Annotated in this window: 9 protein-coding genes and 1 other annotated feature; of the genes, 1 reads left to right on the forward strand and 8 read right to left on the reverse strand. The window is 34.7% G+C overall.

Annotated features, from left to right (window positions below; all coding sequences use genetic code 11):
• Nucleotides 1–120: 120 nt before the first annotated feature.
• The gene (gene era / locus F6K40_RS03300; RefSeq protein WP_293131351.1) at nucleotides 121–1,053 is read right to left on the reverse strand and encodes a GTPase Era; all 933 of its coding nucleotides are present in this window, start codon (nucleotides 1,051–1,053) and stop codon (nucleotides 121–123) included.
• Nucleotides 1,054–1,864: 811 nt separating this feature from the next.
• On the opposite strand from era, the gene F6K40_RS03305 reads away from it, so the two are divergent.
• On the forward strand, nucleotides 1,865–2,326 hold the full coding sequence (locus F6K40_RS03305) for a hypothetical protein (RefSeq protein ID WP_293131354.1): 462 nt from the start codon (nucleotides 1,865–1,867) through the stop codon (nucleotides 2,324–2,326).
• A 302-nt stretch (nucleotides 2,327–2,628) separates the two neighbouring features.
• Nucleotides 2,629–2,727, reverse strand: a sequence feature (23S ribosomal RNA rRNA prediction is too short).
• Nucleotides 2,728–3,230: 503 nt separating this feature from the next.
• Here F6K40_RS03305 and F6K40_RS03310 read toward each other — a convergent pair.
• The 7 genes from F6K40_RS03310 to F6K40_RS03340 form a co-directional block, all read right to left on the reverse strand.
• Complete coding sequence (locus F6K40_RS03310; protein WP_293131357.1) at nucleotides 3,231–3,575, reverse strand: type II toxin-antitoxin system VapC family toxin; 345 nt, start codon at nucleotides 3,573–3,575, stop codon at nucleotides 3,231–3,233.
• A 225-nt stretch (nucleotides 3,576–3,800) separates the two neighbouring features.
• On the reverse strand, nucleotides 3,801–4,157 hold the full coding sequence (locus F6K40_RS03315) for a type II toxin-antitoxin system HicB family antitoxin (protein WP_293131360.1): 357 nt from the start codon (nucleotides 4,155–4,157) through the stop codon (nucleotides 3,801–3,803).
• Between the two features lie 75 nt (nucleotides 4,158–4,232).
• Complete coding sequence (locus F6K40_RS03320) at nucleotides 4,233–9,578, reverse strand: nSTAND1 domain-containing NTPase (protein ID WP_293131363.1); 5,346 nt, start codon at nucleotides 9,576–9,578, stop codon at nucleotides 4,233–4,235.
• Nucleotides 9,579–10,345: 767 nt separating this feature from the next.
• Nucleotides 10,346–10,678, reverse strand: coding sequence for a XisI protein (locus F6K40_RS03325; RefSeq protein ID WP_293131366.1), 333 nt, complete (start codon nucleotides 10,676–10,678; stop codon nucleotides 10,346–10,348).
• Between the two features lie 249 nt (nucleotides 10,679–10,927).
• Nucleotides 10,928–11,116: an element excision factor XisH family protein gene (locus F6K40_RS03330; protein ID WP_293131369.1), complete on the reverse strand. Its 189-nt coding sequence runs from the start codon at nucleotides 11,114–11,116 to the stop codon at nucleotides 10,928–10,930.
• Nucleotides 11,117–11,434: 318 nt separating this feature from the next.
• Nucleotides 11,435–12,403: a DUF1822 family protein gene (locus F6K40_RS03335; RefSeq protein WP_293131371.1), complete on the reverse strand. Its 969-nt coding sequence runs from the start codon at nucleotides 12,401–12,403 to the stop codon at nucleotides 11,435–11,437.
• Nucleotides 12,404–12,858: 455 nt separating this feature from the next.
• Nucleotides 12,859–13,530 carry a hypothetical protein gene (locus F6K40_RS03340; protein ID WP_293131374.1) on the reverse strand — a complete coding sequence of 224 codons (672 nt, stop codon included), beginning with the start codon at nucleotides 13,528–13,530 and terminating at the stop codon, nucleotides 12,859–12,861.
• Nucleotides 13,531–13,751: the final 221 nt, after the last annotated feature.

The following is a 13,751-nucleotide window of genomic DNA, read 5'->3' on the forward strand; positions in this document are numbered from 1 at the left end:
TTGTTATAAATAACTTGCAACTGCTCATAATTCTTCTATTTTTACTATAATTTTCTTATTAATAACGCCACAATAGCAAAAAATCGATCCTACTCCTAGTAAAATCTAATAAAATTTTTTTTATTCCTCAACCTGATATCCTAACTCAGCTAACTGCATCCGAGACTGTCGCCATTTGGGCTGAACTTTAACAAATAGTTCCAAATACACCTTACCTGCAATCAACTTTTGAATTTGTTGACGTGCTGCACTACCAATAGCTTTTAACATATTCCCACCTTTGCCAATCAGAATTCCTTTTTGAGATGAGCGTTCAACATTGATAGTCGCAAGAATACGAGTAATAGTTGGTTCTTCATCTACTCTGTCAATAGCGATCGCTACTGAGTGGGGAACTTCTTCACGAGTCAACAATAAGATTTGCTCCCGGATCAGTTCTCCCATAATAAAGCGTTCTGGTTGATCTGTTACTAAGTCAGGAGAATAATAATAAGGTCCTATTTCTAAGTGTTCGATCAATAAATTTTGTAGTGTTTCTACTCCTTCTCCTGTAAGAGCAGAAAATTTAATTATTTGCCAGGGGTGAGAATCAAGCAATTGATAATAACTAGCCTCTATTTCCTCAGCATTTTGAGGTTGTAAGTCTAATTTATTCATACCTAAAATTACAGGAGTCTGGGTTTTATGTAGTAAATCTATAATGTAGCGATCGCCACCACCTGCTATTAGCGATCCATCCACTACCAGCAAGACTACATCCACAGATTGAATTGCAATTTTAGCATTTTGAACTAATACTTTTCCTAGTTGGTGGTGAGGTTTATGAATACCTGGAGTATCAACAAAAATCATCTGCGCTGCTTCTGTAGTCAAAATACCTCGTAGACGATTACGAGTAGTTTGAGCAACTGGGGAAGTAATAGCAATTTTTTGCCCCACCAGTTGATTCATTAAAGTAGATTTTCCAACATTAGGTCGTCCTATTATACCAACAAATCCCGATCTAAATCCAGCAGGTGCTACGGGAATAATTATACTTGTAGACAATTCCATGTTTATATTTTTTAACTTTTATTTCCAAAATAACAGCCGATCAACTCAAAATTTTTTACTAGGAAAGTGCTCACTACTGAAGTTAAATAAAAAGCAAGAAGACAGCTAATTTAATATAGATCGAGGTTTGAAACTCTTGAGAAAACTTTTAATAGTAGTTGGCCTATAATCACGATAATTTACAAGTCCATTAACCTTAAATCTCCCGAAAATAGTGGAATAAAGTAGCCAAGTTTTCAAATCTATTTAATAGATTTTAGTATGTGGGGTTCCCACTAATTTTAAGCCTGTGGAGAAGATAAGTTGTAGACTCCATTCAGGGATCTTCAGATAAGCGGGAACTGAGCTGCTAAAACTCAAAGTAATTTTGAGTAGTAGTTTATATAAGTTTAGGAGAACAAAAAACAGAAGTATAACAAAGCAAGAGTTTCAATTGATAGATACTATACATTTTTTTGATAGTTCTCATAATATTATCAAAATACAAGTAAAGCAGATAGTATTGTCTGATTCTGAAGTGATTCGTCTATGAGTAGCATATAAACTCTACTCCTTACATTAAGGAAATTAGTGTAGGACAAAGCTGGATAATTAACAGATGGTTAATAATATATAGTCTAATTTTACAGCATTGTGTGGAGTATGATAATTACGCTTTGCTTTGTTTGAGTTTGTCACCAGTTACTTTTTTGTTTTCACTAAATTAATTTAGGTGATAAAAATTATCAAAGGCAGAAAGTTTAGAAACTTCAATAGGTTTCTAAACTAACTAATTAGTTGAAATCTGATCGAATTAAGCTAGGAGAAGAAAATGAAGAAATTTTCTACATTATTAGGAAGTTTGTGTGCGCTGGTAGTTGCAAATCTACCTCTACCAGCTTTGGCAATACCATCTGATTTCGACTATAAGTCTGGCCCAGAAGCATATCAGCCATTACCAGACCTTTCTATTCCTTACAGAACTTTACCCAGAAAATTTGATTTTCCAATTATTACTGAAATTGATGTTAATAACAGCGTCCGTACTGATAGCCCGATAACTGATGCTTTTGTTAACAACTTACCTTCTATTCCCACTGGAATTACTCTAGATGAGCTGTTGCGCTACAGAGGGGAGTATACTGCTGCCATAGAAGCTTGGGGAGAAGAAGTTACAGAGTGTCTAAATAGAAAACCACGGCTAATTAGAGTTAGCACAGGCAACCCAGTTATTATTAATGGAGTAGAAGGTACAATAGTGCTTAATGCAAATAATCGCGCTGTCTGTAGATAAATCATTCATTATCTAACCCAAGGAATTGAATTAAGCAAGGGTTTTTTAATTTTAAAGCAAACAAAAAAGATTGTTTCAATATTCCTAGAAACAATCTTTCTTCTATTGTTATTTTATTATTTCTTTTCTTCATTTAAATCTGCACTATATTAATAGTAAACAATAGTACATATATATTACTATAGTAATTTGCTAATTACAATATTTAAAAGGATAAATCAATAGAAATTACTATTTTTTTAATAAGAAACAAAGAAGGCTGCATAGTTGTGAAGTCAAAGATTGAAATGGAGGTCAAGCCCTCGGTCTGTTAGTGTGTCTTAGCTCCATACATTACTGCACTTCCACTTAACACCTATCAACGGGTGGTCTCCCCGTGACCTTACCTACCTAACGTAGTGAGAGCACTCATCTTGAGGTGGGCTTCCCACTTAGATGCTTTCAGCGGTTATCCGCTCCGCACNGGGGGAGGATGGGGAGGATGGGGAGGATGGGGAGGATGGGGAGGATGGGGAGGATGGGGAGGAGGGGGAGGATGGGGAGGATGGGGAGGAAGAATTCTGTCTACATTCATAAAAAAGTGTATTGAAAAATACTCTTTTCTCCTGAAAAAGCCGATTCAAGACTTAAACATAACTCCTCTATGTTGTCAAGTTTTATGTTAAGAAAGATGTTTATAAAGCATAGCTTGGAAAGGGGGGAGGGGGAGCGTCGGGATGAAAGCCTGGGCCTGGATTCGGATACCTTCATAAGCTAAACGTTCATATGCCCAAGACACAAGCTAGGAGCATTTTGTTATTATCAATGTCAACACAGGGGGAGGAATGTCAAGAAATTATCTTATAGCTCATGGGTAAATCAGAAGCTATAATTATAGGTATCTAGGTACTTTAGCTCCAGAAATTTATTCCGTCCAATCTTCAATAACTAGACCTGGAATTAGGGAGAAATCTCGCTTGTTACGAGTTACCATTACCCCATTCACCGAAATGGCAATTGCAGCAATTCGTAAGTCTTTCTGGAGCCTTTTTTTATTAAGTTGCTTGTTTTCTTTCAGCAAACCCTCATAACAATTGTAAGCCTCAGCATCAAAATTCAGTATCCTAATATCCTTAAAATATTCCAAATTTGTCCATAATTTGGTGTAAAGTCTCACTAATTCTGTAGATTCAGAAGCACTGTTAATTTTAACAATCCATCCGTTAAAAATTTCCTGAACTGTAACAACGGTAATAGCTAAGTTTGGCAAGACTCAATTTACCCTAGAACTGACTACCTTGTTTCCTTCGAGTAGGTGGGAAACATGATTGGTATCAAGTATCCAAACTGTCATTATTTCTCTGATTATTAATAGACATCTCCAGAAAAGAGGGAACAGGGAACAGGGAACAGGGAACAGGGAAGAAAAATTGATAATTTATGGATAAGAATTGATTTTAATTTTTATTTTTGGAGATGTCTAATAGTTATCTAACTAAACTTCTGGAATTTCATCATCGTTAGCTAAACGTTCTTTTCTAAGACTTTCTGCAATCTCAGCAAAGTCAGGATCATCCTGAAAAACTCCGGCAAATTTTACCCAAGGATTCTCCGGTTGTTTAGAAGGTTGCCATTCAATTTCTACTGGAATAATCTCTAGTTTTTCCAAATGAGTATGTAAGATTTCGTTCAATTTTTCTATAGCTTCTTCTTGTGTTGAAGCTTCTACTTGGCAGTTAGGAAGTTCCAGAAAAGATGCACTTATTTTTGTTTCATTAGAGCGATCGAGCAAAATATGAAACTTCAGGGGAACTGACTGAGATATTTTTCCTGTTGACACTTTGCTCACCATAAATTCTTCATTAACTCAAATTTTATTCAATTATAAAGGATAATTTTATTTTACACAAATTCCAGGATTTTCTAACTATTTGACTTCCTCTTGACACACTTTTAATTTCTCTTTTTCTTGGGGGTGGGTGGTTAAATATTCTTGCAACCAATCGCATCCTGTTGCTAATAGTTCGTTTAAGTGTTTATTCTGCCAAATAAACACTTTGCTTCGACCTGTTGCTATATATTTACCATCGGGGGAAAATACAATTTGATCTTGGCGTTCTTCGGGAATTGTATATTTAGCAATTTGTTGTCCGTCAAGAGTCCAGATGGTTAATTCATTGGGATAACCTAAAACTGCAATTTGCTGACTATCAGGACTAAAAGCTATACCATTAGGAATTTGTTGCAGTTTAATTTGATTAATTAATTTTCCAGAAAAATCCCATATTTTGATTGAATGCTCTATACTTATTGTCGCCAAGAGTCTATTATCCGGGCTAAAAAAGACATCCATAATCTTGTCTTGATCGTCAATTTTAACTATTTTTCTAGTGTTTATATTTCTCAAAGACACATTTTTTCCACCTATATCCCATGTTACCAAATACTGACTATCAGGGCTAAATTTTGCATTATCTTCCATAAAAAGCCATTCCAAATTTTTCACATTGACGAAAAATTTTTCTCGAATTATTGTTTTTTCTGTTCCATAAACGTCATGTAAATTCCTGACTTTGATTTTAACAGTGGTACCAGGTTCTTCCATGAGCAGTTTGTATATTTCATTCACATTTTTTATGTCAGAAATTTCCTGATCATCTATTTCTACAATTCTGTCATCACTCCTTAAACCCGCTTTCATTGCTGTAGAATTTTCTAGAACCATAATTATTTTCACCTCGTCATCATTGGCACCTTTAGGAGCTAATAAAACACTTGGTATTGAAAATATCTTCTCTTTCTTATTTGAAGAATCTTCAGTGCTTGCATCTAATGGATTAAGTAAGTTTCCAGAAACACCCCATAGCTTAGATATTCCATCGGTTGAAATTGCCAAAATGTATTTACCGTTTGGACTAACTAACACTCGACGCAAAGTAACAAGGGAATTATCTTTAAATTCCTTGACTTCCTGGGTAGATAAATCCCAGAAGCGTAGGCGGTCTAGATCAGAGAATTTAGCTTCAATTGTAGCTACCTTGCTGCCATCTAAATTTGAACTATAATATCGATGAGCTACATAGTTAGTTGCACTTGTCCAAGTAGTTAATACTTCTTCATAAGGGCTAACACTTGTTTCTAGTTGAGAAATTAAATCGCCTTCTAAATCAAATTTTTTGATGCCGTCTTTAATAACAAATACTATAAATTTGCCATCTGGAGTTATGCTTGCAACATTAGAAATTGTACTGGAATTAGTCCAATATTTCGATTTCATTAAACTTTCTCCTACATCAATTCTTCTTTTTTTTCTCCGTTGCCAATCCCAAATATCTACATAATTATAATTACCATCGTAATGTTTGCTAATTACAATAAGTTTTTTACCATCTGAACTATACCTTAAGTCAATAAAGCCTTTTTGTCTGAACTGGTTAATTTCCCTTTCATAATTAATTGGCAACTCCATAAAATTAAAATTAGGTTTGGCTTTATTAAACAACTTAATTCCACTTCCTCCAGAAATAGCAATTTTTTTACTATCCAGACTGTAGCTTAAATTAAAACCATGAAAACCATCCATTGTTAATTTATCGATGAGTTTTCCTGATACAGTATCATAAAACTTTACCACTCTTTTATCAAGGATTACTATGGCTATTTCTTTGCCGTCGGGGCTAAAACTAACATCACCAGAAAGTTGCCCCATATTCCCATAAAAACCCAGATCTACCACTTTTTTACCTGATAAATCCCAAAGTTTTGGCGCAAGACCAACAATTTTATCTGAACTAATATCTGTCCCCAAAGTTAATATTCGCTTTCCATCAGGACTAATGGCTATTTTAATAATTTCGTTAGTGTTAGCTTTAAATTCTCTAGTTTTTTCCAAAGTTTTTAAGTTCCAAAATTCTACTGAACCGTCTGTGTGTCCTATGGCAATCTGTTCACCATTACGGGTCAATTCTAAACTAGATATAGCTGACTTTGTGTCTATTTTTAGGTATGTAGTTTGATTATTTAGTATATCAAAAAAATTTATCTTGTTAACCGGAAAAGGTGCTATACCAAAAACATACTTGCTATCTGGACTGAATTTGATTTTACTTCCAGTAAATAGTGATGGAAAAAATCCCTCCGTTATTTTTTTTCCAGAAAAATCCCAGATTCCAAGGTTAAAAGTTCCCCCATAAGTAGTAGCAATATATTTACCATTAGGACTAACTACTAAATCGTTTATCTTTTGGTTGTTAGGCATCTTCCATTCAGCCAGTTTTTCACCTGCTAAATTCAAAATTATTACTTTACTGTAAATATAAGAAACAATTTGCTTACCATCAGGAGTAAAAAAAACTCGCGAAATGGCACTATCACTCTGAAACTCATTTTTCTCTCGAATATTGCTAGTAATAGTCTGCAACGCTAACAAAGGTTGAGTAGTCGGATAATTCCCCAACTTTTCATCATCTTTTACCAATTTTTTCAACTTTTGCCCTGCATCCATCGCTGTCATTAAAGCACTAATTCCACCTTCCCCAGACTGAAATTGATTCAATGCTAAATTACTCAAACTATCTACTTCATTAATCAAACTTTGTCTTTCCGCACTTTGCCACTGCCACACCATCCCCACGGCAAATAATGACACGATCGCCAAACCACCAGTCAACCCAGAAATAAGTTTTTGCCGCTCTCTCTCTCGTCTTTTCCTACTTTTCTCAACATACCTCCTCTCTTTCTCAGGAATTTTTTGCTCTCCTTTTTCCAACCAACTTTCTGCCTCTTTTAACAAACCTCCTTGCAACAAAAAGTCATCCTTCTTTTCCTGTTCCCACTGACTCAAATTATCCCTTAATTTCTCTTGCCAACGTCGAAATTCCCAATCTTGCTCTATCCAATTTTTCAACCGACTCCAAGCACTAATTAAAACTTCGTGAATTAACTCTACAGAAGCAACATCTTTTTCTTTATTTGTCACTACCAAACGCTCGTCCGCAAACTTAATTACCAACTGCCAATTTTCTTTCCCAATATCTGCAAAAGTGGCAATTTTCCGAGTCGCAATCTGACGAACTTCCCCAGATTTTTCCTGACTTATAGGTTGTACTAATTGAGTGAAAATATATCGCGCCTCCTCTTTTGACTCCTGACTTAACTGACAATAAATCTTTTCGGCATAATCCCCTAAAACTTGAGTCAAACCCCCAATCTTTTCATAACTATCCAGAGAAATTACTCCATATTTTTGCTTTTTCCATAACTCCTCTAAAGCAAATTGCAGCATGGGTAAATGACCAGAATTTTGCCGATAATCTTGAATCATTCTGTTAGTCAACTCATCGGCAAATTCCACTTCAAACTTTTGAGCAGGGAGAGCGATCGCCTCCTTCAACTCCTGATCATTCATAGGAGTAATTAACTTATCCCGTTCATCAAAAATCTTACCCAAATCTTCATCCAAAACTAGAGATAAAAAATCTGCCCGTAAAGTCAAAACAATTTTCCAACTCTCTTGCCGAACCGCCTCAACTAAACCTGCTAAAAATGACCGACGTTTCTCCTCAGAACATAAAGTATAAAGTTCTTCAAATTGGTCAATTACCAACAAAATTTGACAACCTTTCTTTTCTTGCACAATGGCAGTTAAACATTTAGCTAACTCCCCAGAATTAGCCTCCAAATTTACCACCAATTCCAAAAAAGCCAAATTATTTGCAATTAAATTCGGTGAAATTTTCCCCAATTCCTCAGCCAAATTTTCCCAAGGATTCGGACGAGGAAAACCAGGACGAATTTTCACCACAAAACGAGGTAAAAATTCCGTAGCTTGAGCCAACCATTCAGGTATTAAACCAGCAGCAACCAAAGAAGATTTCCCACTACCCGAAGCACCAATAACAGCAACTAAATTTTGCCTTTCCAGCTTTGACAATAAAGAATTAGTCAACACTTTCCTGCCAAAAAATATCTCTGTATCATTTTCAGTAAAAGCACTCAATCCTTTATAGGGAGAACTCTGATTTTTTCCTCCTAACTCCCACCAACGAGGAGGAATTTCCGCAGGATTTTGACATAAAACAGGCAACCAACTCACACAAGGAAAATCTTTTTCTAATATTTGTAACCTTTGCCGACTCTCTCGCAAAGAACTATATAAAGATAAACCTTGAGTATAATTTTCCAGAAAATATTGGAGAAACTTCGGAGCAATAACTACAGGTAAATTTTCCCGCATCACAATAATTTGCGGTAAATGTAAATCCTCACCTTCTGCCAATTGATAAGCCAAACCCAAACCATCACAACTATTAAAAATCGCCAACTTTAAACCAGACTTAACAGCTTGTAAAAGATGATTTTTTATTTCAGAAATAGTCAAAACATCTTGAGCATTAATTTGAATCGTACCAATACTGCCATTATCTTTAGTTTTGCCATGACCAGCAAAAAATAAAATATCCCAAGATTTTTGCCACAAAGGTTCATCTAATTCGGAACGTTGAGGTTCTATTAACCAACAAATTTCTGCATCAGGAATTAATTCCCGAATCACCTTTTCATCAGCATCAGTTCCGGCATTATCTCCCAAAATAACTAAAATTTTTATCTTGTCTTTTTTGTCTAATTTCTTAGTCGTATCAACTCGCTGAAAATTAGGAGAAGCGATGGAAATTTCAGCCTTCGGAAAATCCTTTAAAAAATCCCATTCATGCCAAGGCAAACGTCGTAAACCATAATTTTCAGTTGCTAATAAAATTCTCGTACTTTCCGACTTATCTAAATTATTCCGAAGCAAAACTTCTATCGGTTGAAAATCAGAGTCACCCAACCAAGCATTGAAAGTTTCAGATAATAAATTAGCAGCATTTTTACAAGCGGCAAAAGCTCCATTTTTATCATTATCAGAAATATTAGTAAAACCAGCTTTAGATTTTAAACGGTTAGAAAAAAAGACATCTAAATTTGTATATAAACTTTGCCAATGACGATACTGCTCTAAAATTTCAGAATGTGGAGGTAAATGTGCTGACTTGCTAGCGATCGCTAATAATGGTTCATTTTTTATCGAATCTACATCCTGGCAAATTTCACCCCGCACCCAAAAACCCTGGTGAAATCCGCCATCAATATTAAGAGTAACTAACTTTCCCATAACTGCTCCTAAATTTATCAGAATCATGTACAAGCTAAATAGTAAAAATCTTGTGGCGCAGGCATCTTGCCCGCGATGGCATCCACGATGGCTGTACTTCCTAACATTCGTATTCGTCAACTTGAATTATAGTGCTACAAGCAAGTCAGGAATTTCTACCTGCTCCTACCCTTCAATTTTTAGATACTATCAGAACAAATTTGTCAATAGTTATAATTGCTTAAGCAGCGACACCTGTTCAAAATTAGTTTTTTTGAGATTTATTCAACCGTAGAAAAGGTATAAATTTTTGCACCCTATATTAACGAAAAATAGAAGGTTGTAGCTTTTTCAAGGGAAAATTTCTTATTTTTAAATACAAGATGAGCACAATAAACTATGTATCTAGATGATACCAAATCGCTGAAATAACGCAAGTACGTGAAATATTTTGTAACAATTAGCCGAAATCAGAGATTTTTTTGATAAGCAGAAAAAATAATAATAGTTGATTATATTTTTTTTACTTATACTTTTGCGTTCTTGCGGGAAACTGTTTTTTAATTTTGGTCAGAGAAGAAAGCGATCGCAACTTCTGTAAGAAAGTGAAGATTTTCAGTAGGGAATCAACAGAATAAGTAATTAATGCCGGCATAAGCACTTAAATGGTTAGAAATAAAAGCTTATGACAGTTATAGCGCTAGGGAACAGGGAACAGGGAACAGGGAACAGCCGACTTTCAAAGGCTTTTCCGTTTGTCATGCTGCGCAAACAGGATTTAGAAATGTCAAACACCTTAATGCGTAGTGCTATATATGAGTTTTTTTAGTGCAGTAGAAAATCCATACGAAAAACTTTGGCACAGAATAGGTAATTAATGCAGGCATAAGCACTTAAAGTAAAAATTTTTAATTAACAGCAAAATCATAAAATTGTCGCACAAAAGGCGAACGAAAAGCCAAAACAATATCAGATTTTGGCACACCTAAATCTAATAATTGTTGAGCAATTCCTTGCTCAGTAAAATCTTGCTGAATCCATATCTTCCCATCTTTAATATCAACATGAATAGAACAACCATAATCCCGTTGTTCATTTTGCCAACGCCAAGAAATTAAGAGGTAATGATTTCTTTCCGAATCCAAAATCAGTTGTGTTTCATATTGTGAATCTTGAGTATGATATTGATAGTGTTCTTTAACTATTTGCATGACAATTTCTGAATAATTTAATCGCTCCATAAAACAATTACCTCTTCTAAAGGATCGAAAATTAGTAATTTAACTTGATAGGTACTTACAGAATAATTAATAATTAATAATTAATAATTAAATATAGCAATGTGCGCTGGCAGATTTACACATTTGGTGAAATTGAAAAAAAACTTTTAATTTCTACTGGTATTGTTTGACCAAAAAATAAGGTCTCAAGCCTCCCTTTTTAAGGGGATGAAAAAAAATTAAGTTCAATATTTCAAGCCTTTGACTTTCCTAGGTCATGCTGCGCAAACAGGCAAAGGTACTGATAACTGATAACTGATAACTGAAATGACCATCTTTTTGTGCACCAATAGCTCGTTCCCCACCTATATCAATGTATAAAGATATTTTAGTGCTAGGCTTAATAAATAGAGGATCGTCCGTAATTTTCCAACCATCTTTGATTAAAGCTGATTTCAATAATTAATAATTAACAATTAATAATTACAGCAATGTATGAGGATGGTGAGGTACACTTAATCTATTTGCAGTTCAGCCTTCTTATCTTTAACAACCTGGAAGGTTGAACTGCCAAAATTACCAAATAAAATTTTGTACCTCACGCGCCTCCGAAATTGCTGTAATTATTACCTCTTATTTTTAATAAGAGGATTGGTTAAAAGGATTTTTTTTCTTTTTTTATCCTTGAAAGGAGAGGCTTTAAACCTGATTTTTTTCGGTAACAACATGATGAAAAAAGTCTTGAGCTGGCATAACTTTAAAATCAATCTAATTTAATTAAATAACAAAATCCTCCGTCAGCGTAATTACAGCTTCATCTAACACTAATTGTACCGTAAATTCTTCCCCTATTTCTCCTAAAAATTGACATTGAATAATCCTATCTTCACTTCTAGCTGTAATTTCTTTAAAAACTTCATTTTTACTTAAAACAATCAGTTTCAAATTAGGAGGAAGATAAACATCATCCCCAGTCGAATAAACCCGTAAAGTTATTTCTACTTCAGGAGAATCATTATTTTCTCGTACTAAATTCACCAATAAAACTACAGCATGAATTAATAGATCGGCTCGTAAATCAATAAGTTTTGCCCCTTTAATTCCGATAGTTCTAACTAACTCCAATTGTGAGGGAGTTAACAATTCATTTGCTGCTTGCCATCCAGTTGTAAAAATATTATCAAACCATTGAGTTAAATTTGTCTGAATTTGTAAATCTGAAACAGTCAAACCTAACAATTCACTTAACTCTCCATTCAGATAACTACTTCTAACTTTTAGATAGGATTCACTACTACTTTCCAAACCTAAAATAATAGAACCCTTTTTAGCATACTTAACAATAATCATTCCTTCACCAACATTTTCCAGTTGAGCCATAATATCCGGTAAAATATTTTCCTTAAATTCCGATAAATCATTAGTTGTTACTTCAAGATTTAAACTCCAAGACTGAACTTGATTCATAGGTAAATTATTTCCTGTAGACGATTTTTTATCTCTCCATTCTTGAAAAAACTCTTGAATTTCTTTTTTCTCAGTTTCAAGATTAGTTTTATTTCTATCGGCAAAAGCTTTTGCCAATTTTTCAATAGTTTTTTCAGTAGGATTTAATATAGGATTTCTCATTATTTTAGTGAGATGATATGCTTCAAGTTCGCTCTCTTTAGCTAGTGCATAAGCAGACTTAAAGTTTTTTTTCTTGTAGAAATCTTTGAAAGCTTGAGCAAAATTAGACATATTCATTAATGGATAATGGATAATGGATAATTACCTCTCTCATTTAGGGAGAGGATTGATTCAAAGGAAAAAATTTATTTCTCTTGGTTGATTGGATCTGGCGCCGGTAACCCATCCATCCCTCAACCGCTTTTTATCCTTGAAAGGAGAAGCTTTAAACCTAAATTTTTCGGTAATAAAACTCCTGAATTTATCGTTTGTTTTAGGAGTAAACTGCCGTTTGCCCCTACAATATTGACTATTATTTTTAAATGCTGAATTATACCAATGCTACCAGATTGTATCTTCACTCTGAAGCACCAGTTAAGATTAAACATTGACTTTTTGAAGACACACTCCATTAGGACTTACGCATAGAAACCGGGTTTTTAGGATATCGTTGTTTTTAACAATTAACATTGACGAAAAAACCCGGTTTCTGGGTTCGCATGGCCTTAGTCCTGTCCATAGCACCTGAATACTTAAACCGTCATAGCTAATTCGCGATCGCGCAGTACAACATATTTACCTGAGTAATACTCTTCAGCAGCATCCAAAAGTCCGCTCACTAACCACCAGTTAACTCCTCCAGAAACAACACCAGCAATTAAAGGTATCCAACCCGCACCAGTTTTTGCCATCAATTTAGCCACCAACTTAGTAGTAGCTTTGGATACAGCTTTCGATGCCAACTTAGCACCCAGTTTAGAACCTCCTTTGAAAGCTACTTGAGAAACCACAACTCCAGCTACCTTGCCAGTAATTTTGGGTGTTGCTTTACCACAAACTTTAATTCCCACTTTTCCCACAGGAACAACATTACTTGCTTCTGCTAACCCAGTCCAAATAGCCATAATTAGATTCATGTCTACATCGTAGTCTAGCTCAACATCCTTGATATAACCAATTCCAAAGCAACCTAATGCACCCACTTGTCCACACCAAGCAAGTTCAGGAAGTATTGCTGCCAAACCGACAGTTCCTCCGATAGCACCTGAAACCGCTCCCGACGTTATCACCATTGCCAGACGTTCTCTTTTCCACTCATTAATAGTGTAACCTTTAACCTGTTTTTTCAGTTTTTCTCGTTTCATACTGGTGTCAAGATTTGCTAAATCTTTAAACATTTGAGCAATTTCATCATTAATACTCATATTGATTTACCATTAGATTAACAAACATCTATAGCTTAATCAGTCACTTCTTAGTTTGTTAATTGAATTCATAGTAGAAAGTAGCAAAAAAACTGTAATTTTGATGAATTAATAACTTGATGCGAACAGTTATTGCTGTAGGTATTCAATTGATTCAATAGTTGAATTAAGAAAATAATCAAAACCTTTCATTGGCGTAAAACTCTAGAAGTTGTAAGCAG

This window comes from Okeania sp. SIO3I5, from assembly GCF_010672085.1.
In the GTDB taxonomy this organism is placed as follows: Bacteria; Cyanobacteriota; Cyanobacteriia; order Cyanobacteriales; family Microcoleaceae; genus Trichodesmium.